Genomic DNA, 20,181 nt, shown 5'->3' with positions numbered 1-20,181 from the left:
CCCCCCGATTGACAAACCCTCTACCGCTGTGGTATAATCATTTCAGCATATCATAGTTGGAGGTACAGTATGAAATTCAGACCATGTATAGATATACACAACGGCTCGGTCAAGCAGATAGTCGGCGGGAGCCTTTCGGATAAGGGCGATATGGCTGAGGATAACTTCGTTTCACAGCAGGACGGCGGCTATTACGGCGAACTCTATAAAAAGCGCGGGCTTACGGGGGGACATATCATTATCCTCAACCCCGCAGGAAGTCAGTACTATAATGCAGATGTCGAACAGGCGCACAAAGCCCTCGCCGCTTTTGAGGGCGGCTTGCAGATAGGCGGCGGCATCAATAACGAGAATGCCAAAAATTTCCTTGACAAGGGCGCGAGCCATGTCATAGTGACCAGCTTTGTTTTCCGCAACGGCGAGATAGATGAACACAACCTGTCACTTATGAAACGCGCAGTCGGCAAGGAACGCCTTGTTCTCGACCTCTCCTGCCGCAGGCGCGGGGACGGCTACTATATCGTCACCGACCGCTGGCAGAAGTTCACCGATACAAAACTCTGCCGTGAAACCATAGAACGCCTGCGCGACAGCTGTGACGAATTCCTGATACACGCAGTCGATGTGGAGGGCAAGGCTCACGGCATAGAAGAAGAAGTCGCCGCCATGCTGGGCGGTATCGACGGCATGCCTGCCACATATGCGGGCGGCATAGCGTCCTTTGATGACCTCGCCAAACTCAAAGAACTGGGGCGCGGCAAAGTAGATTTCACCATCGGCAGTGCGCTGGATATATTCGGCGGTCACATGCGCTTTGAGGAAGTCTGCGATTTTGGAAAAAAATGAGCCTGCGGGCAGGATCACGGAGCGGACAGATATGAGCGGAAAGAAAATAGCAAAAGATGTTCTTCTTGCGGCTGAAATATCGGTATTCTATGTATCTTCTGTTTTTCTCAGCAAAATAATCACCGATGCGTTCGGTCTTGCCGCCGCATTTATCTATATATTGTTTATATCAGCGCTGTACGGTCTTGCGCTGATAAGTGATGACAAAATAGAATGGCTGGTGAAATGGGGGCTTTCCATACCCATCTCGCGCCTTGTACTGCAATATTTTATTTCAGCAGATTACTCTGTCAGGGCACTGAACCTGATCTTCCCCAATTACGGCAGAGAAACGGCAGGCGGTAATTTTACAGGTTTTTTCCTTATAGTGATACTTTCCGTCAATTGCCTGATAGCCGCTGTCATAGCGCTGGTCACAGATAGAGAAAAACAACAAACAGCAAAGCGATCTCAGCTGATCGTCACATCGTTTTTTGCCGCCGTGATAATCGCTGTCGTGCTGATACTGGAAAGCATGTTCCCCTCATACGAACATATTTCAGCCCACATGTGACCATCGGCTGAATAAAAAATGTGGTTATCCCGCTGACACACCACAAAAACAGCGGCTATACAGAACTTAAGGTTCTTGTTGTATATTTTTCCCCCGCCTGCGGCGGGGGAAAGATAACATCAACTCAGATTTTCCTCATTGATAAAGGTATTTTGCAGTGGTGTGCTAAAGGGATAGTCATAATCGCATTTACACCGTTCCCTCCGGGGATCACAGAGCGTTCCAGTACACGAAGAATATCAGCACACAGCCCCACGCATTTCCGGTTTCTTTTCTTACGATCAGCATACCATAAATAAGAAACATAGTCACGAGCATATTCATAAATGCGTCGGGAGTAACTCCTATAACACCGTGTATAAGTATGCACATAACAGCGCAGACAAATGCTCCCGTATCCCAGAATCTGTGATCGGAATGATAACGCTCACTCAGCTTATCTCTTATCACAACATAGTTGAATCCCTCAAAAAATCCCCACGCTATTGCTGTAAGTTCAAATCCCAACGCCTTTACGGGTAATGATGATGAAAGCAGTTCCTTTGTGGTGAATACGTCTATGAACGGACACCAGGGATGAACATTGCCCATTACAAGATTATAGATGAAGTCGGGTACACAGCAGGCAAGGCTTAAAAGCAACGCCGGGACGAGATTCTTTTTTGTAAGCCCGAAATTTGTGAACTTCTCTTTTCTGTATATGCAGACTGCGGTAATGCCGAGTCCTGCAAGTGCGAACTGTCCGCACACAGCTGCAAGAGCAACTCTCGGTAGTACGGGACTTGTCCTGTCGTAAATAAAGCCGTTGAACTGTTTGCCGAATACCGCCAAAATAAGTGTAAGCACTATACATGTTATAATACCTATCGCAATAATATCATGGTCAAGCTGCTTTTTTCTTTCTGCGGTAAGTCCTTGGTTTAACTGTTTCATTTTGTATCTCCTCCATTGATGATTTTTTTCAGTACATCTATTCGGTATGTCTGTATTATACAGTAGATATAATCAAATGTCAACAGGAATATGCGTAAGCTGCGATCAGGTATGCGTGAAATGCAATTTCGGATCAATGACCGAAAGAACGGATACAAATGAGCGATGCGATATTGGTTCACTGAAAGGTGATATTTACTCCGCAGAATTATCCTTTTGTTTACCGCATTTTTAGTTGGTGTGCTAAAGGGATAGTCATAATAAAAAATGCCCCTGAGCGCTTTTAAAGGCTCAGGGGCTGAACTTTTATGCGGATATTATACGTTAAGTAACTTTTTCAGCCTTTCGTCAACGGCTTTGAGGAAGTCCTCAGTGTTGACTTTCTGCTTGTTCTCCAGCTTGGAGAGCAGATAAAGGTCGCCTGTCATTATGCCGTCTTCGATGGTCTGTATGGTAGCCTTTTCAAGGCAGTCAGCGAAGTTCACCAGTTCGGGCAGTTCGTCCAGTTCACCTCTCTTGCGGAATGCGCCTGTCCATGCGAACAGTGTTGCAACAGAGTTGGTGGAAGTTTCCTCACCCTTAAGGTGCTTGTAGTAGTGGCGCTGAACTGTGCCGTGTGCGGCTTCATACTCGTAAACACCGTCGGGCGATACCAGTACAGAAGTCATCATAGCCAGCGAACCGTAAGCAGTAGCCACCATATCGGACATAACATCGCCGTCATAGTTCTTGCAAGCCCAGATGTAGCCGCCGTTGGAACGGATAACTCTTGCAACGGCATCATCTATCAGTGTGTAGAAATACTCTATGCCTGCGGCTTCAAACTTAGCCTTGTACTCGTTCTCGAATATCTCGGAGAATATATCCTTGAAAGTGTGGTCGTACTTCTTGGAGATGGTGTCCTTTGTAGCGAACCAAACGTCCTGCTTGGTGTCAAGGGCAAAGTTGAAAACGCTCCTTGCGAAAGATGCGATGGAGGTGGACTTGTTGTGCATGCCCTGTATAACGCCGTCGCACTCGAAGTTGTAGATAGTTTCGCGGCTCTCGTTGCCGTCCTTGTCGGTGCATACCAGTTCAGCCTTTGCACCTGCGGGGCATTTCATCTCAACGTTCTTGTAAACATCGCCGTATGCGTGACGTGCGATAGTGATAGGCTTTGTCCATGTGGGGATATAGGGGGTGATGCCCTTTACCAGTATAGGTGTTCTGAAAACGGTGCCGTCCAGCATTGCACGAATAGTGCCGTTGGGGGACTTCCACATCTCTTTGAGGTTATATTCGGGCATTCTTGCCGCATTAGGGGTGATGGTAGCGCACTTTACAGCAACGCCGTACTTCTTGGTAGCATTGGCAGAGTCAACAGTTACCTGATCGTTTGTTTCGTTTCTGTGGACAAGTCCGAGATCATAATAATCTGTTTTGAGATCGACATATGGGGTTATCAGTATGTCCTTTATCTCCTGCCAGATTATTCTGGTCATCTCATCGCCGTCCATCTCGACTAATGGTGTTTTCATTTGGATCTTTGCCATTGGGGTTTCCTCCTTCTTATTATCAGGAACGTTATAGTAAACATTCCTGCGGTAATTTGGTTCTATGTTCATCGGCATACACCGAAAAACGTTCTTTCATGTGGAATGCGCCGTCATAAGCCGGCCTCGCGATACATCACCACGACCAAAACCACCAGCACTATCAGCGCCACTGTCCCGATAAATATCGGCAGACACCTGTAGAACGCCTCCTTAGCGGGGCGGGCTTCAAACAGCCTTTCGCGCAGGTACAAGCCGAAGCATGCGAATACGCCGCCTATGAACATGACAGCCGCGAAATTCATACTCGCAAAACAGTTCAATATCCAGCAAAGTATGAATGCTATGCACAGCGCGACTTCCACCGCGCCTTTCTGCAAAGCCTGCCACAGAGGATAATCCTGCCTGCCGTTGTAGCGCACGACAGCGCCCACAACGCCGCCTATCCCTCCGCCTGCCCAGAGGTCCATGCCCTCGCCGCCTGCTACTTTGAAAAGTCCCACGAACGTAAAGGCGAAAAGCACATACCATGCCAGTGATATTATGATATCCATAAAGCGTGCGCCGTCGCCCGAATGCTCCATGCCCGCGCCGCCTTTCATCACTGATGTGAGGTAGAGCGCATCGTGGATATTGTCATCGCGGGCTTTTATCCTTGCATCGCGTCTTTTAAGGTTGCGGATAAGCTCCTGTGTCTCAGCCTGCCACTTATCATAGCTTTCGTGAGTAGAGCCTGCGTAGCTGTCGGGCTCTTCGGTCACCTCGCCTGTATAGGCGACTTTCGCACCGTAGCCCTTATCATTTTTCAGACCCTCTTCCAGCCACCGCTCATACTCGGTCAGCTGTTTTTCGGGAGCAGTTTCCTGCTTTTCTTCGAGGGCTTTCAGCTTTTGTTCAAACTCGTTCTCATCGGGTACGATATCATCAGCACCGAACAGTGCGGACATTTTATCATCGCGCACCACCCTGCCTTTTTCGGCGCTTTCCACCAGTGAAACGGGGTCTTCGGTGAGTTTTTGGTGTTTGAGCGCCATGCCTTTTGTGACTTTCGGGGCATCGCCCATCTCTTTGAGTTTTTCCTCAAAAAACTCCTCGCTGAGTTCGCCCGCATCTGCGCCAAAAAGAGCGTCCATGCTCTGACGGCGGTTTATTCTCTTGTCATCAGCCACAGATTACCACCTCATTGATGTGTTGTAACGAAATATATCATCACGGCTATGATGATAACTGACATGCCGACCACTTTCAGCATGTTGTTATACCAACTCCTGCTCCTGTTCGGGAACAGGTATCTCAAAAAGAAGTACACCGCACAGCAGGCGATGGATATGACTATAGCAATCCGCCTTAAAATTCAGACAAAATCCAGTCACAAAACCCATAAATCCCAGCTTTTGCGACTGGATTTTGTGAATTTAAAAAGTTGGATTGCTATAGAATAAGCGGCAAAGGAAGTTTATCTTTCTGCATGTCACTGCCTCGTGAAAAACAGTATCAGCGCCGTGATAAACAGTACTATTCCCGCTGTCAGCTTTATCCTGTTCATGTACCACCTGCTGCTCCTGCCGGGAAATAATAATTTCAGCGCCACGAATATCACGCCGCACAGCACCAGTGCCCCGATGATAGTCACGGGATTTCTTGATCTCATGCTAATTTTGTTTCTCCTTATTTTTCTCCCGCCCGCATTACGTATAGCTGATGATACAAAACACCGTACACGCCCTGCACGGGATATATTTTTTTTACTCCCAATTTTGATGTGTGTTGCTGATGATACAAAACCAAATTGGGATATTTTTTATCTTTCTCTTCACGCACTCTGACAGGCGCTCAAACGGTCGAACGCCCGCCACAAAACGTGATATCACAGCAGGACGGGGACACTCCCCGCCCGCTGTAAATACACAACCCTATCAGCAAAGCCAATGATCGTGTACTCCGCAAGCAAGGAAACTCCCCCGCCTCAAATACACAGAACCATCGACTATGCCAACAATTATGAATTATGAATTATGAATTAGCAGAAAGCTGTTCGCGTGTGTAGTCAAGCAGACCGCCTGCGAGGATAATATCCTTAGTTCTGCCTGTCAGTTCACAGAGAACAGGTATCTCGGCACCTGTGGACTTGTTTACAACAGTCAGCTGAGTCTTGCCTGCTTCGATATCAGCGCGTACATTTGCGATCTCGATCTCGTCGCCCTGACCTATCTTTTCGTAGTCAGCTTCGTTAACAAATGTCAGCGGGAGAATGCCTGCGTTTATCAGGTTAGCCCTGTGGATACGCGCAAAACTCTTCACCAGAACTGCCTTTATGCCCAGATACAGAGGTGCGAGCGCCGCATGTTCTCTCGAAGAACCCTGACCGTAGTTGGAACCGCCGACGATGATGGACTTCTCCATATTCTTTGCTCTTCTGGGGAAATCTTCATCGCATACAGTGAAGCAGTGCTGTGAGATAGCAGGGATATTCGATCTCAGAGGCAGTATCTTAGCGCCTGCGGGCATGATGTGGTCGGTAGTGATGTTGTCGCCTACTTTCAGCGATACCTGACAGCTGATGTTCTCCACCAGCGGAGCGGTTTCGGGGTAAGGCTTGATGTTGGGACCTCTCAGCACCTCAACGCTGTCCATGTCAGCCTCAGCAACGGGAGGAACTACCATGTTATCGTTTATCTTGAAGTGTTCGGGTACTTTTATCTCAGGCATCTCACCCAGAGTTCTGGGGTCGGTCAGCACGCCTGCAACTGCCGATGCAGCAGCCAGTTCGGGCGATACCAGATAGATCTGACCGTCCTTAGTTCCCGATCTGCCGAGGAAGTTTCTGTTGAAAGTTCTCAGGGAGATACCCTTTGAGTTAGGAGCCTGACCCATACCGATGCAGGGACCGCATGCGCTCTCCAGTATTCTTGCGCCTGCCGCGATCATATCAGCCAGAGCGCCGTTCTCAGCGATCATATTGAGCACCTGCTTTGAACCGGGAGCGATAGCCAGCGAAACATCGGGGTGAACGGTCTTGCCCTTAAGTATGTGAGCGACTTTCATCATGTCAACATAAGAAGAGTTTGTGCAGGAACCGATGCAGACCTGATCGATCTTCATGCCGCCCAGTTCTTCAACAGTCTTGATATTGTCGGGGCTGTGCGGACATGCAGCCATCGGTACAAGCGCACCGAGATCGATGTCGATGACCTCATCGTAAACTGCGTCATCGTCAGCCTTAAGTTCAGTCCATACCTCAGCCCTTTCCTGTGCCTTAAGGAAGGAAAGTGTTATCTCATCAGAGGGGAATATAGATGTTGTAGCACCCAGCTCAGCGCCCATGTTCGTGATGGTAGCTCTCTCAGGTACAGACAGAGTCTTTACGCCCTCGCCGCAGTACTCTATGACCTTGCCGACACCGCCCTTTACGGACATTCTTCTCAGAACTTCGAGGATAACATCCTTTGCGGAGACCCAAGGTGACAGCTTGCCTGTCAGGTTCACCTTTACGATGTTGGGGTAGGTTATGTAGTAAGCACCGCCGCCCATAGCGACTGCAACATCAAGTCCGCCCGCGCCGATAGCTATCATGCCGATGCCGCCGCCTGTGGGGGTATGGCTGTCAGAACCTATCAGGGTCTTGCCGGGAATGCCGAAGCGCTCCAGATGTACCTGATGGCAGATACCGTTGCCGGGACGCGAGAAATAGATGCCGTGTTTTTTGCAGACCGAACCGATGAACCTGTGGTCATCAGCGTTCTCAAAGCCCGACTGGAGGGTGTTGTGGTCGATATAAGCCACACTCTTCTCAGTCTTTACTCTGGGCACGCCCATAGCCTCATATTCGAGATAAGCCATAGTGCCCGTAGCGTCCTGAGTAAGGGTCTGGTCGATGCGTATACCGATCTCCTGTCCCTTGACGAACTCGCCGTCAACCAGATGCGCTTTAAGGATCTTTTCAGTCAGTGTAAGTCCCATGTAAATCAATTCCTTCCTTGTTTTGATGCAGGGCGGAATGCCCCTGTTTTTTACATAATCATACATCATCTATTATATACTAAAACCACGTTTCTGTCAAGCGTGAGAATGTTAATTCCACGGAAATCAATTTTGGGTGGATTCAGAAATACGCATAAGCGCAGCGATGACAGATCATGGTGCTATAGCAATCCAACTATTTAAATTCACAAAATCCAGTCGCAAAAGCTGGGATCTATGGGTTTTGTGACTGGATTTTGTCTGAATTTTAAGGCGGATTGCTATAAGTCCTGTGTAGCCGCTTTTTTTGCAGTGTGTCAGCGGGATGACCACATTATGAAATAAAAAGTACTGGACAAATCAGCACAGATGTGCTATAATAAACTTGATATATCTTACTAATAGGAAGGATGCTTATAACGATGCTGCATGAAAAATCCTGCGGCGCTATTGTTTACCGCAAGTATCACGGCAATACGGAAATACTGCTGATAAAACACATCAACAGCGGACACTGGTCTTTTCCGAAGGGGCATGTTGAGGGCGATGAGACCGAAGAAGAAACTGCCAAGCGCGAGATATTGGAAGAAACGGGCATTGAGGTCAACCTTGACACCACTTTCCGCGAGATAGTTTCATACTCGCCGCGCAAGGATACACAGAAGATAGTTGTCTACTTCATCGGCAAGGCGAAGAACACCGACTACCGTCCGCAGGAGGACGAGATAGCGGAGATACGCTGGGTCGAGATAGACCGATGCGGTCAGGTGCTTGCCTACGAGAACGACCGAAGCATAGTAAACAAGGCGAAGAAATTCATTATCTGACAAAAAGGGCGGGACTGCTTTGGTGGGCAGTCCCGCTTTGGGTTTTGTATATAACTTATGCCGCCCTTTATTTTGGGGCATCTGTGCGGTATTTGGAGGGTGTAACGCCTGTATGGCGGCGGAAGAGGGCTGTGAAGTGGTCAACGGAGGAGAAACCCAGCACCTCGCTTATCTCGCGGACGCGCAGACCGCCTGCGCTGAGGAGTTCTTTGGCGTACTCGATGCGGAAGCCGTTATAGAAGCTGTTGAAGGTCATGCCTGTTTCCTGCTTGAAGAGTTTGCCGAAGTAATCGCGGTTGAAGCTGAAAAACTCGGCGGCTGAACCTGTGGTGGCAGTTTCACCCTCGCTTTTGGCGATAAAGTCGCGTAGTTTGAGTGCGAAACTCTCGCTGGTGACGTTGAGAGAAGCTAAGGCTTTTTCGGCGGCGCGGCGGTATTCATCGCTGGAAGTACCGCGGCTGACGATGCGGTGGGCTTTCATGAGTGCCTGACGAAGCCTTGTGCGGGAGGGTGGTTCGGCTATGACATCGCATGCGCCCAGTGCGAAATATCTGCCAACGCTCTCGCCCTCTTTTCGGGGGACGATGACTATTGCCGCCGCATCGCCGCGTGCTTTGAGTATAGCGCGTGCATCGACTTCGGGCGGTCTGCTGACGGTGATGAGCAGACTACAGCTGTTTTCTGCGATGGCACAGAGGGCATCGCGGGTATTTGAAACGGTCTTTATCACGCTGAAACCCAGTTCTTTCCAGAGAGAAAGAGAAGCATATTTTTTCAGCTTTTTGGGGTCACTTTCGGCTATAAGAACATTTATCGGGGCATTCATTTCCCCTCACCTCCGCAAAAAAAGACAAAGACGCCGTAATAATGAAATTACAGCGTCCTTGCCTTGAATTATTCTATATGTACATTTTAGCACATTACATCGGACTTGTCAATGTATGGTGCGCAGAATTTTTCAGTGCTTTCGGGGAGAATTTTATTCACTATTTACGTTGCCGAACGCTTTGTGCGTGAAAAAAGAGCCGCCCTGCGGGGACAGCTCTTTTCGTTATCACATTAGTATTTAACTGTGAACTTTGCCCTGTGGTTGCCGTTGGCATCGTCATCTATCATCTCGGCTTTTTCGATGGTGATAGGTGTGCCGGGTACAGAAAGTTCGGGGCTCTGGGACTGTGTATAGTCGCGGGTAACGGTGGTGAAGCCGTCCACAACGTCCATGCCCTCAGTTACTTCACCGAATGCGGCGTAATTGCCGTCAAGGAAATCGCAGGTATCATAGCAGATGAAGAACTGGCTGGAAGCACTGTCGGGGTCGTTAGACCTTGCCATAGAAACTGTGCCCTTAGTGTGCTTGAGGTCGTTCTCGACACCGTTGGAACTGAATTCGCCCTTGATGGTCTTTTCAGAACCGCCCATGCCTGTACCTTCGGGGTCGCCGCCCTGTGCCATGAAGTCATCGATCACGCGGTGGAAGGTAAGACCGTCATAGAAGCCCGAAGAAACCAGTTCTTCAAAATTCTCGCAGGTGATGGGGGCTTTATCGGCGTAGAGAGTGATGGTGAATTCACCCTCCTTGAACTCATGCTCGGTGAACTCAACGGTGAACAGTGCGCGCTTGTGACCGTCAGCATCGGGGTCCATCATTGAAGCCTTAGTGATAGTTATGGGCTTGACGGGAACAGCAAGCTCATAGTTTGAATTAAGCTCTCTGTCGCAGTTGAGGAACTTATCAACTACTTCCATGCCCTGAGTGACCTGACCGAAAGCGGCATAGTTGCCGTCAAGGAAAGATGCGTCATCATAGCAGATAAAGAACTGGCTGGAAGCGCTGTCATTATCCTGTGACCTTGCCATAGAAACGACACCGCGCTGGTGGCTGAGGTCATTTTCAACGCCGTTGGCGCTGAATTCGCCCTTGATATTCTCGTCCGAACCGCCTGCGCCTGTACCTTCGGGGTCACCGCCCTGTGCCATGAAGCCTTTGACTACGCGGTGGAAAGTCAGACCGTCATAGAAGCCCGAACTTACAAGCTTTTCAAAGTTCTCACAGCTGATGGGGGCTTTATCCTCACGCAGGGTGATTATGAAGCTGTTTTCGGGGATATCCTCATTAGTCTGGGCGATATCCTCTTCGGGAGAAGTTTCGGCTGCGGGGGCAGCTGTTGAGGCAGTTTCATTTTTTTCTGCTGAACTCTCCGACTTTTCGTGGTTATTGCCGCAAGCGGCGAAAGAACCGCAGGTGATAGCCATAGCGGTAGTCAGCGCCAGCATTTTCAGGAGTTTACTGAATTTTGTTATTCTCAAAATTTTCATTCCCTTTCGTTATTTTTTCGGAGTTCGTAACAACTCAGTCTTTAAATTATAGCACCTATTTGCTTAAAAATCAATAACCTGCTGTACATTTCACCGAAATTTCATCATTTTGACTTAGAGAGATTGACTTTTGACCTGACGGGGGGTATAATAAAATTCATAATTCATAATTCATAATTATTGGCATGCGTTGGAGAATGCCGTTTTAGCAAAAAGGAGCGCAAGCCAAGCCGCCAACCAAGCGTTTTCGGCGGTCGCGGCACAGTCCCCCATGATAGCACATCAAACTATCGCCCACAATCCCCCAAGCATGATAAGGTGAGGGCAAGCCCCCGCCGTTTCCCCCTCGCCCATGTAACCGTTGCCGCATGGACAAACATAGAACAACAGACAAAAGGAGATCCCATGACCAAAGCTAAAAAATACCTCGTACCGATGCTGACGGTGCTTTCTGCACCTGTCGCTGTAATGATAATAATACTGCTGGCTTATAAGCAGGACGGCGCTTATCCTTTCGGGGAGGGGACGGTCGCGTGGTGTGATATGGTACAGCAGGTCGTGCCGCTGCTTATCGACTTCAAGGATATCTTAGCAGGCAAGGACGGCGTTTTTCTGAACTTCCACAACGCGGCGGGCATGAATATGTGGGCGGTCATATTCTTCTTTATGGCAAGCCCGTTCTCGTTCCTCGCTGCTTTTGTCGAAAAGACCGACATGCTGCATTTCGCGAACATTCTCGTAATGCTGAAACTGATGCTCTGCGGCGGCACAGCGGCTTTTTACCTCAGAAAGAACTACAAGACGCTCGACAACATCTGGGCAGGCGCTCTCGGCACGCTGTACGGGCTTTCAGGCTACGGTATGCTCTACTATCAGAACATCATCTGGCTGGATATGATGTACCTCTTCCCGCTGCTGCTGCTCTCGCTGGAAGCGCTTTGCGATAAAAAGCGTGTACTGCCTTACACGGCGGTGCTGGCGGCTATGATGACGGTCAACTACTACATCGGCTACATGGTCGTAATCTTCATAATGCTGTTCATCGCACTTGCGCTGATGTCGGTGAGGAAAGAGAAAACAGGCGGCGATATCGCGGTGCGGTTCGTCATCGGGTCGGCTATGGCGGCTATGCTGACTGCCGTTGTGTGGCTGCCGAGCCTTTTGCAGTACACAAAAAGCGGGCGCGTCAAGGAAGAATTTTTCAGTTCGGTAAAAACTGCGGGCTTCCTGACAAATTATGAAACAGTTCTGCCGACAGTGCTGTGTTCGGCTTTTGTGCTTGCGGCTGTGGCTGTATTCTCATCTGACGGCAGAAAGCGTTCAAGGCGGCTGAACAACTATCTTCTGCTGACTGTGCTGACGCTGATACCGCTGATAGTCGAGCCGATAAACCTTATGTGGCATACAGGGAACTACATGTCTTTCCCGTCAAGGTTCGGCTTTATCACCGAATTCATGCTGGTGACCTGCACCGCCGCATTTCTGGAAGATAAAGAAGGCTTCCGCAAGCCCGATGAATGCAAGCACACAGACAACTATTTCCTGCTGGCGGCACTGCTTTTTGTGATCTATATCGCCTCTCAGAAGATGATGGACTACCTCGCGGCACACCGCGACAAGGCGGGCGAATACGCCAAAACACTCTGGGGCAACGGCGGTTCACTGCAAATTTGCGTGATGTTCTTTGCGGTGGGTGCGGCGCTGTCTTCGCTGATGATAGTGCTGTATAAAAAAGGTCTGCTCAGCAGACTTATGCTGGGCGTGCTTTGCGCCGCGCTGATAGCCTGTGAAGCCTACAACAACACACGCATCTACCTGACCATGCCTGTATACAGTTACCCCGAACGCGCCGCTGACCAGAACAAGGTCTACGATCTGGCGGACAGGTTGCCCGACACGGACATGTTCCGCGTAAAGACTGACGGAAAGCTGTTCTATGTAAATCTGGTGGGAACGCTGGGGTACGGTTCGATAAGCCACTATACCTCACTGAACAGTCAGGACTACATGTTCATGATGAAGAGGTACGGCTATTCATCAAACTGGATGGACGTTGGAAGTTACGGCGGCACTGAACTGACCGACCTGCTGATGTCGATAAAATACAGGATAGTGCGCGGCAGTGCGGAAGATGCGGTCTACTCAAACGGTGATTATTCGATAGTGCCGATGGAAGAATGGCTGCCGTCGGGACTGGTGCTTGACAGCATTGCTTACTGTGAGCCGGGCGATGTCACAAGAGGTGAGGTGCAGAAGATCCTGTATGACCACACGCTGGCACAGTACGGCGGTGCTGATGCGGTCGCACTTTACGAGTTTGACGGCACGCAGTATGCGGACGGCTACAAGGTGACAGCGGGCGAAAGCTATGTGCTGGAACTGGATATAAAAGGCAGACAGTCGGTGTACTTTGACGGCTTTGACAAGCCTGTTGTCGCACTGGGTACTGACATCGACAAGAGTTTCGATGTGCTGGTCAACGGAAATATGATAAAGAGCGAATACCCCAACGGTGACTTCAACGGTCTGCTGAAACTGGGCGAGTTCGAGAACGAGAAGATAACTGTGACAGTGAATGCAAAGCGCGACCTGACACTGCGTTCGATGGGGGCGGTGACCATCGACCTTGACAAGCTGTATGCGGCGGCTGAAAACGCTCAGACGGTGGACTTTGCGCAGAAAGGCGGGAAACTCAGCGGTACGGTCAGTGCAAAGGCGGGGCAGAAATGCCTGATAAACGTGCCATACACCGATGACATCAGAGTTAAGATAAACGGCAGGAACGTTCCCTGTGAGATGGCGCTGGGCGGTCTGACGGCGGTGGAATTGCAGGACGGCGAGAACAGCATCACCGTCACGGCAACAGCGAAGGGCTTTGGCGCGGGGCTGGTGATAAGCCTTGCGGGGCTGGCGCTTTGTGCGGCATGGCATTTATTCGGGAAGAAGCTGAAGATAGCCGAAAAGCCTGCAAAAGCAGTGATGTGGGCGGTGACTGCGGCAGGCGGCGCGGTATTTATCGCGGTGTATGTACTGCCCGTGTGGCTGAACCTCACCTACAAGGAATGATGCGGTGCGGGCGGTCCGACCCTGCCGAATGTGATATATAGAAACAGAGGTACTCACGATGACACTTCAACAGCTTAAATATGTGATAGCGGTAGTGACCTACGGCTCGATAAGCGAGGGCGCGAAACAGCTTTTCATCTCACAGCCGAGTCTTTCAAACGCCATAAAGGAACTTGAAAAGGAACTTGGCATAGAGATATTCCGCCGCACGCCGAGAGGTATAACACTTTCGGCGGAGGGAAGCGAGTTTTTAAGCTACGCCCGACAGGTCGTCGAACAGGCTGACCTGCTGGAAGAGCATTATTCGGGGTCAAGCAAGGTGAAGCGGATATGTTCGATATCGACACAGCACTACGCCTTTGCGGTGGAAGCCTTCGTGAAGATGCTGAGTGAACTTGACCGCGACAGCTACGAATACACTCTGCGGGAAACGAGGACGGGCGAGATAATCGATGATGTGCGCAACCTGCACAGCGAGGTCGGGGTGCTGTACATAAACGACTTCAACCGCAAAGTCATACTTAAACTGCTGAAAGAGAACGGTTTGGTGTTCCACCCGCTTTTTCGGGCTGAACCGCATGTTTTTCTCAGCAGGAGCCATCCGCTGGCGGGGGAGAAGTCGGTCAAGCTGGAACAGCTGGAGGAATACCCTTTTGTCTGCTTTGAACAGGGTCAGCTGAACTCTTTCTATTTTTCGGAGGAGATATGCAGTACCTACAGCTACAAAAAGCAGATACATGTCAGCGACCGCGCAACGCTGTTCAACCTGCTGGAGGGGCTGAACGGTTACACCATTTCGAGCGGTGTGCTTGGGGGAGATATCAACAGCGGGAGCATAACGGCTGTTCCGCTGGTGACCGATGAAGACATGCTGATAGGCTGGATAGAGAACACCCGCACAGGTCTTTCGGCGGCGGCGCGGAGATACATCGACATGCTGGAACAGGTGGTCGCGGGCTATGGATTTGAGATAATCAGCTGAAAATTCATATAAAATTTACAAATTCAGTGCTTTAATATGATATAATAGATTTTGGTATTTTCTTTGCCCGATGATTTTTTCCTGTATGACGGGGCGGCGGGCAGAGCGAGCCGTTTGTGAAGCGGCTGTTGATTAGGTCAAGTCAGTATGCGGCTGTCTTTTTTCACGCAGATATGCCTGCGTGTGGTAAGACAGCGGCGTACCGATAGATAACGGTAGTTTTTCTGAAAGGAAGTATAATAATGAGCAACAAGAACTACGATGAACTGAGTTTTACTACCCGCGCCATACATGTAGGCGCTGACCCCGACCCTGCCAGCGGTGCTATCGAGCCTTCGATATATATGGCGAACAGCTTCCAGCTGCCTTATGACCCTTCTACCATGAACTGGTCGGCATCTGAGGCTAACATCTACACCAGAAACGGCGGCGTAAATCAGGGCATGCTGGAGAGAAAGGTGGCAAATCTTCACGGCGGCGAGGACTGCGTGGTACTGGCGAGCGGCGTTGCGGCGCTGTCGGGTCTGTTCTTCACAAAGCTGAAAAAGGGCGACCATGTTATATTCTCGACCGTTACATATGTGGCTACATACCGCATATTCAACGAACTCTGGTGCGACAAGTGGGGCATCGAAACAAGCATCGTTGACTGCACAGATGTTGAGAAGATAAAGGCGGCTATACGCCCCAACACAAAGCTGATACACTTTGAAACTCCCGGCAACCCCACCTGCTGTATCTGCGACATTGAGGCTATCGTAAAGCTGGCGCATGAGCATAACATAGAAGTTTCCGTTGACAACACATTCTCTTCGCCATACAACACAAGACCCCTTGAATACGGCGTTGACTATGTTGTTGAGAGCCTGACCAAATACATCAACGGTCACGGTGACTCGATGGGCGGCGCGATAATCGCTGACCACAAGACCTGTGAGGCTATACGCTATCAGGCACAGGTAAACATCGGCGGCTGTATAAGCCCGTTCAACGCATGGCTGATACAGCGCGGCGCGGCAACATTCCCGCTGAGGATGCAGGTACACAACGACAACGCTCTCGCTGTGGCTGAGTGGCTGGAGAAGCAGCCTTGTGTCAGCTTTGTGGCTTATCCGGGTCTTAAGAGTTTCAAGGGTCATGAACTGGCAAAGAAGCAGATGAAGAACGGCTTCGGCGGCGTACTCAGCTTTGGTCTGAAGGGCGAGCACGACCTGTTCAACAGAGTTGTAACACATCTGAACATATTCACCTCAGCCGTATCGCTGGGCAACACAGGCAGTCTTATCGTATTCTTAGGTGAGGACGATGAGAGAATGTACCTGTACCCCGAAGAGTTCCACGGCGGTTTCTACCGTGTAGCCATCGGCATAGAGGACAAGAACGACCTTATCAACGACCTGAGGCAGGCATTCAAGGCAGAGGGTCTTGAAACTGTAGATTGATGCTAAGATGCCCCGTATGAGCATTTACAGCAAACGGCATGGATATCATGTGCCGCTTGCTGTGACTCGCGGGGCTTTTTTGTAAGCGTCATTACACGATGACGGAGATATAGCAATCCGCCTTAAAATTCAGACAAAATCCAGTCACAAAACCCATAAATCCCAGCTTTTGCGACTGGATTTTGTGAATTTAAAAAGTTGGATTGCTATAATGATGAACAGGAGGAACTCAAATGCCCGATAACAGTCTGCACAGCGGTCACCGTGAGCGCATGCGCGCAAGGCTGAGAACGCAGAATGACCTTGAAGGTTTCGCTGAACATGAGGTGCTGGAGATGCTGTTGTTTGGTATACTCCCGCGTGTGAACACCAATGAGATAGCCCACCGCCTGCTGAAAAAGTTCGGCAATATAAGGACTGTCCTGACGGCACCTGTGACCGACCTGTGTCAGGTGCAGGGTGTGGGCGTTAAATGTGCGGAACAGCTGAATTTTCTAGGACAGGTGTTCAGGCGTGCTGAGAGGGAGAGTTTCCTGACGGTGCAGGCTGACGATTACAATGAACTGTGCGTCTATCTGCGCAATTTCTTTTATGGTGACCGCACAGAAAGGCTTTGCGCTTTCAGCGTGAACAAGTCGGGCAGGATATCGGGCTGTTCGGTGCTGTCGGTGGGGATATCCGACAAGGTGTGCTTCAATGTGGAGGAACTGGAGCGATTTTTGCTCTACAATCATGCTGATGCGCTGGTGCTGTCGCACAATCACCCTTTCGGGCGCGGCGATCCGTCAGATGAAGACATCATGATGACAAGGCAGATACAGGCTATGCTGGCGGGCAGGATAAGTCTGATGGATCATGTCATAGTTGGTGCGGACAAGGTATGTTCGATGCGCATGATGGGCATATTGAAAGCCGCCGACTGAACTGCAAGTATCATGGGAGGGCGGCATGACAGAAACATTTGAACGAATAAAGGCAAAGCTGGTCGGCAAGCCGAAAACGCTCAGTGATACTGAAGAATGGCTGTTTGTGGTGGTGAACACTGCGAGGGCGATGATAGACAACGCTGACAAGGCTGACCTTGCGGCGGCGGAGAGATTTGCCGAATGTCGCACCGTTTCTGAGTTACAGCGGAATTTTGATGCGGTGCAGGGCATTTATGGCAGAGAGAGATTTTCATACCGAAATTCGCCTGAGTACCGATATCTTTGTTCGCTGACAGCATTCTTTCCCGAAAAGGAACTGAGCGATGATGACCGAAGATACATAATGCAGATATGCGGATATGACAGATATTTGCTTTACGAAATATAGGAGGGCACACAGATGTACTACAGGATAGCCACCACCCTCGAAAAGACCGACAGCCGCCCCGCTTCGCCGTATGTGGCGGTGCTGACGGGTGCTGAGTGGATAGAGGAGAGCGCGAGTTTTGATATGGGCATAGAACTGGAAGTAAGCGCCGCCAATGTCAACAGCACCAAAGCGGAGGTCAACTATGACTCGCTGACAGGGACATTTTCGATACCCGACCGCGACAACATAGCGGCACCTGACGGGCGTTTTGCCTTTGCGCTGGACGAAAAGGGCATAGTTTTCATAGATGACAGCGGTACGGTGCTGAAACTTATCGAAGCCATAGCCGCCGCAAAGCGCTGGAAAGTGCCTTGTCTGGAGCGGTTCATATACGACTTTTTAGAGCAGATAGTCCACAGTGACCAGCAGGTGATGGAGCGGTATGAGGCTGAACTGGACGAGATAGAACACGCCATAATGACGGACATGAACGACAGCTATCCCAGACGCATCAACGAGATACGAAGTGATCTGCGTGACCTGCGGATACACTATGAACAGCTGATGGATCTGGGGCAGGAGTTGGAAGAGAACGAGAACAACTTCTTCAAGCAGGATAATCTGCGGTACTTCCATCTTTTCAACCAGCGCATGGAACTTCTGCACGACATTGCGGCATCGCTGCGCGACTACACGATACAGGTGCGCGACCTCTATCAGTCACAGCTTGATGTAAGGCAGAACCACATAATGGCGGTGCTGACCATAGTCACCACCGTATTCACTCCGCTGACGCTGATAACGGGCTGGTACGGCATGAACTTTGTACACATGCCCGAACTGGCATGGAAGGCATCTTACCCGATAGTCATACTTATAAGTGCCGCGATAGTGGTGGGGTGTCTGTGGTTTTTCAAGAAGAAAAAGTGGCTGTAGGAGGATATAACGGTCACAAAAATGCAGTCATAATAAAATATGACTATTCCTTTAGCACACCGGCTGAAAATGTGGTAAACAAAAGGATAATTGATTGCAGGATATCTTTCCCCCGCCTGCGGCGGGGGAAAGATATCCGCCAACCACTTTAAGTTCTGCTAGATCGCTGTTTTTTTGTGGTGTATCAGCGGGATAACCATATAATAAAAAGATCCCGCTGACAGCGATATGCCGTCAGCGGGATAATTATTATTTACATAACAGTTATCAGCACATTGCCGCCGCGAGCCTTGCCCTGACGAATGCCCGATATCATCTTTACCAGCAGCGCACTGAGGTTTGCACACTCGCGTGCGTGGTAGTTGTAGAAGCTGCCTGTAGCACTCAGCTGCAAGCCGATGTTTGAAATGGTATAAACGTTGTTCATTACCTGTATAGCCTGCTCGGAGAGCCTCATAGCCTGCGAGCCTGCAACGCTGTCCTTGAATACCAGACAGAACTGGTTACCCTGAATGTTATAGAGTTCGGCATGTTCGCTGAATTCTTCTTTCAGCTTATCGGAAACCATGCCTAAGAACTCATCACCGAAATCGTAGCCGTAGATGTCGTTTATCTGGCGGAAGTTATCGATATCCAGCAGAGTTACGCACATGTTATCTGTTTCCAGTCTGCCACTGATGTCTTCATCGAGCGCATAGCGGTTCTTCATACCTGTAAGTATGTTCATTACCGCCATCTCGTTCATCTTTCTCTTTGATACCTTCAGCTTTGAGTCGAAAGCCTCCAGCTCCTTCTCACGCTTGTCCAGCTTAGCGCTCTGTGCCTTAGCCATTCTCGCGATGATGATTATAGCAGCCTCGCCGCCGACCAGTGCTACCAGCATCAGACCCATGAATATATCAAGAGTTCTGTATACCATAGCTATCTGCGATTCGGAGTTTGACTGACCGATATCCTTAGCCGCATCGAACATTTCCAGTGCGGTTACCTGCAAAGGCTGAAGCTCCTGAGTGTAGAGCAGCTTTGCGCGGTCGGCATCGAGTCTGAGCGACTCGCTGTTTTCTGCGCCGCTCATGTACATTTCCTGGAATGACAGTATCTTCTTGTGGTAGGCGTTGATGAAGGTCTTAGCCTGATTGTAACGCCTGAACTCTTTTTCCTCACGGTCTTCGACCTGCTCGTAATCCTTCATACATCTGTCGATGTCATTGAAGCAGTTGGTTATCTCGTGAACGTTATCTACCGCGTTGCTGTTGGGGTCTGCGATTATCAGCAGAACATCACGGTTTACCATCAGCAGGTTATCCTTGATGGTCGAAACATCGACCAGTGAACGCTGAATGTTGTTATATGTGCCTGTCAGCTGGGTATACAGTCTGTAACCCAGAAACATACTGTAGGCAACGAATACTACCAGTGCAATGCCCGCGATAAGGAACACGTTAGCGGACTTGCCGTTTTCTTTTTTATTATTAGCAGCCATTATTCAGTA

17 protein-coding genes and 1 pseudogene are annotated in these 20,181 nt (G+C 49.7%); 9 read left to right on the top strand and 9 right to left on the bottom strand.

Going from position 1 to position 20,181, the window contains the following annotated elements:
- Positions 1–69 precede the first annotated feature (69 nt).
- Positions 70–846, top strand: coding sequence for a phosphoribosylformimino-5-aminoimidazole carboxamide ribotide isomerase (gene hisA, locus CUS_RS01185; RefSeq protein ID WP_002847066.1), 777 nt, complete (start codon positions 70–72; stop codon positions 844–846).
- A 31-nt stretch (positions 847–877) separates the two neighbouring features.
- The gene (locus CUS_RS01180; RefSeq protein ID WP_157769479.1) at positions 878–1,399 is read left to right on the top strand and encodes a hypothetical protein; all 522 of its coding nucleotides are present in this window, start codon (positions 878–880) and stop codon (positions 1,397–1,399) included.
- A gap of 210 nt (positions 1,400–1,609) precedes the next feature.
- On the opposite strand, the gene CUS_RS01175 is transcribed toward CUS_RS01180, so the two are convergent.
- From CUS_RS01175 to CUS_RS01150, 5 genes are all read right to left on the bottom strand, one after another.
- The gene (locus tag CUS_RS01175; RefSeq protein ID WP_002847088.1) at positions 1,610–2,332 is read right to left on the bottom strand and encodes a hypothetical protein; all 723 of its coding nucleotides are present in this window, start codon (positions 2,330–2,332) and stop codon (positions 1,610–1,612) included.
- A 317-nt stretch (positions 2,333–2,649) separates the two neighbouring features.
- A complete protein-coding gene (locus tag CUS_RS01170) occupies positions 2,650–3,864 on the bottom strand; it encodes an NADP-dependent isocitrate dehydrogenase (protein ID WP_002847026.1) in 1,215 nt (404 codons plus the stop codon).
- Between the two features lie 113 nt (positions 3,865–3,977).
- Positions 3,978–5,033 (bottom strand): hypothetical protein, encoded by a 1,056-nt coding sequence (locus CUS_RS01165; RefSeq protein ID WP_002847008.1) that lies wholly within the window; start codon positions 5,031–5,033, stop codon positions 3,978–3,980.
- A 302-nt stretch (positions 5,034–5,335) separates the two neighbouring features.
- Positions 5,336–5,515 carry a hypothetical protein gene (locus tag CUS_RS01155; protein WP_002847001.1) on the bottom strand — a complete coding sequence of 60 codons (180 nt, stop codon included), beginning with the start codon at positions 5,513–5,515 and terminating at the stop codon, positions 5,336–5,338.
- 362 nt (positions 5,516–5,877) lie between these two features.
- On the bottom strand, positions 5,878–7,824 hold the full coding sequence (locus tag CUS_RS01150) for an aconitate hydratase (protein WP_037275971.1): 1,947 nt from the start codon (positions 7,822–7,824) through the stop codon (positions 5,878–5,880).
- 422 nt (positions 7,825–8,246) lie between these two features.
- On the opposite strand from CUS_RS01150, the gene CUS_RS01145 reads away from it, so the two are divergent.
- Positions 8,247–8,651 (top strand): bis(5'-nucleosyl)-tetraphosphatase, encoded by a 405-nt coding sequence (locus CUS_RS01145; RefSeq protein ID WP_002847133.1) that lies wholly within the window; start codon positions 8,247–8,249, stop codon positions 8,649–8,651.
- A gap of 67 nt (positions 8,652–8,718) precedes the next feature.
- Here the strand turns inward: CUS_RS01145 and CUS_RS01140 are convergent, their stop codons facing one another.
- The 3 genes and pseudogenes from CUS_RS01140 to CUS_RS20750 all read right to left on the bottom strand — a co-directional run.
- Positions 8,719–9,477: a helix-turn-helix domain-containing protein gene (locus CUS_RS01140; protein WP_002847015.1), complete on the bottom strand. Its 759-nt coding sequence runs from the start codon at positions 9,475–9,477 to the stop codon at positions 8,719–8,721.
- Between the two features lie 233 nt (positions 9,478–9,710).
- Positions 9,711–10,298, bottom strand: coding sequence for a peptidylprolyl isomerase (locus tag CUS_RS20755; RefSeq protein ID WP_415753086.1), 588 nt, complete (start codon positions 10,296–10,298; stop codon positions 9,711–9,713).
- A gap of 63 nt (positions 10,299–10,361) precedes the next feature.
- Positions 10,362–10,904: pseudogene (locus CUS_RS20750) on the bottom strand (peptidylprolyl isomerase); the annotation flags it as partial.
- A gap of 468 nt (positions 10,905–11,372) precedes the next feature.
- On the opposite strand from CUS_RS20750, the gene CUS_RS01130 reads away from it, so the two are divergent.
- The 6 genes from CUS_RS01130 to CUS_RS01105 all read left to right on the top strand — a co-directional run bounded on the left by CUS_RS01130 (position 11,373) and on the right by CUS_RS01105 (position 18,689).
- Complete coding sequence (locus CUS_RS01130; protein WP_002847081.1) at positions 11,373–14,033, top strand: YfhO family protein; 2,661 nt, start codon at positions 11,373–11,375, stop codon at positions 14,031–14,033.
- 58 nt (positions 14,034–14,091) lie between these two features.
- Complete coding sequence (locus tag CUS_RS01125; protein WP_002846964.1) at positions 14,092–15,015, top strand: LysR family transcriptional regulator; 924 nt, start codon at positions 14,092–14,094, stop codon at positions 15,013–15,015.
- 242 nt (positions 15,016–15,257) lie between these two features.
- Positions 15,258–16,457: a trans-sulfuration enzyme family protein gene (locus tag CUS_RS01120; RefSeq protein ID WP_002847020.1), complete on the top strand. Its 1,200-nt coding sequence runs from the start codon at positions 15,258–15,260 to the stop codon at positions 16,455–16,457.
- A 233-nt stretch (positions 16,458–16,690) separates the two neighbouring features.
- Positions 16,691–17,380 (top strand): JAB domain-containing protein, encoded by a 690-nt coding sequence (locus CUS_RS01115; RefSeq protein WP_002847102.1) that lies wholly within the window; start codon positions 16,691–16,693, stop codon positions 17,378–17,380.
- A 25-nt stretch (positions 17,381–17,405) separates the two neighbouring features.
- Positions 17,406–17,771: a hypothetical protein gene (locus tag CUS_RS01110; RefSeq protein ID WP_002846945.1), complete on the top strand. Its 366-nt coding sequence runs from the start codon at positions 17,406–17,408 to the stop codon at positions 17,769–17,771.
- Between the two features lie 12 nt (positions 17,772–17,783).
- Positions 17,784–18,689: a magnesium transporter CorA family protein gene (locus tag CUS_RS01105; RefSeq protein WP_002847179.1), complete on the top strand. Its 906-nt coding sequence runs from the start codon at positions 17,784–17,786 to the stop codon at positions 18,687–18,689.
- A gap of 253 nt (positions 18,690–18,942) precedes the next feature.
- On the opposite strand, the gene CUS_RS01100 is transcribed toward CUS_RS01105, so the two are convergent.
- Positions 18,943–20,172 carry a GGDEF domain-containing protein gene (locus tag CUS_RS01100; protein ID WP_002847079.1) on the bottom strand — a complete coding sequence of 410 codons (1,230 nt, stop codon included), beginning with the start codon at positions 20,170–20,172 and terminating at the stop codon, positions 18,943–18,945.
- Between the last annotated feature and the right edge of the window lie 9 nt (positions 20,173–20,181).

It is taken from the genome of Hominimerdicola alba 8 (assembly GCF_000178155.2).
Taxonomy (GTDB): Bacteria; Bacillota; Clostridia; order Oscillospirales; family Ruminococcaceae; genus Hominimerdicola; species Hominimerdicola alba_C.
The sequence above is the reverse complement of the archived record's forward strand: the minus strand, read 5'-3'. Positions and strand labels throughout refer to the sequence as shown.

What these genes read in the sequence shown, in the direction of transcription:
- CUS_RS01130 (WP_002847081.1), top strand. Translation starts at nt 11,373, where the DNA reads ATGACCAAAGCTAAAAAATACCTCGTACCGATGCTGACGGTGCTTTCT.
- CUS_RS01145 (WP_002847133.1), top strand. Translation starts at nt 8,247, where the DNA reads ATGCTGCATGAAAAATCCTGCGGCGCTATTGTTTACCGCAAGTATCAC.
- CUS_RS01140 (WP_002847015.1), bottom strand. Translation starts at nt 9,477, where the DNA reads ATGAATGCCCCGATAAATGTTCTTATAGCCGAAAGTGACCCCAAAAAG.
- CUS_RS01110 (WP_002846945.1), top strand. Translation starts at nt 17,406, where the DNA reads ATGACAGAAACATTTGAACGAATAAAGGCAAAGCTGGTCGGCAAGCCG.
- CUS_RS01105 (WP_002847179.1), top strand. Translation starts at nt 17,784, where the DNA reads ATGTACTACAGGATAGCCACCACCCTCGAAAAGACCGACAGCCGCCCC.
- CUS_RS01150 (WP_037275971.1), bottom strand. Translation starts at nt 7,824, where the DNA reads ATGGGACTTACACTGACTGAAAAGATCCTTAAAGCGCATCTGGTTGAC.
- hisA (WP_002847066.1), top strand. Translation starts at nt 70, where the DNA reads ATGAAATTCAGACCATGTATAGATATACACAACGGCTCGGTCAAGCAG.
- CUS_RS01170 (WP_002847026.1), bottom strand. Translation starts at nt 3,864, where the DNA reads ATGGCAAAGATCCAAATGAAAACACCATTAGTCGAGATGGACGGCGAT.
- CUS_RS01125 (WP_002846964.1), top strand. Translation starts at nt 14,092, where the DNA reads ATGACACTTCAACAGCTTAAATATGTGATAGCGGTAGTGACCTACGGC.
- CUS_RS20755 (WP_415753086.1), bottom strand. Translation starts at nt 10,298, where the DNA reads ATGATGGACCCCGATGCTGACGGTCACAAGCGCGCACTGTTCACCGTT.
- CUS_RS01155 (WP_002847001.1), bottom strand. Translation starts at nt 5,515, where the DNA reads ATGAGATCAAGAAATCCCGTGACTATCATCGGGGCACTGGTGCTGTGC.
- CUS_RS01115 (WP_002847102.1), top strand. Translation starts at nt 16,691, where the DNA reads ATGCCCGATAACAGTCTGCACAGCGGTCACCGTGAGCGCATGCGCGCA.
- CUS_RS01180 (WP_157769479.1), top strand. Translation starts at nt 878, where the DNA reads ATGAGCGGAAAGAAAATAGCAAAAGATGTTCTTCTTGCGGCTGAAATA.
- CUS_RS01100 (WP_002847079.1), bottom strand. Translation starts at nt 20,172, where the DNA reads ATGGCTGCTAATAATAAAAAAGAAAACGGCAAGTCCGCTAACGTGTTC.
- CUS_RS01175 (WP_002847088.1), bottom strand. Translation starts at nt 2,332, where the DNA reads ATGAAACAGTTAAACCAAGGACTTACCGCAGAAAGAAAAAAGCAGCTT.
- CUS_RS01120 (WP_002847020.1), top strand. Translation starts at nt 15,258, where the DNA reads ATGAGCAACAAGAACTACGATGAACTGAGTTTTACTACCCGCGCCATA.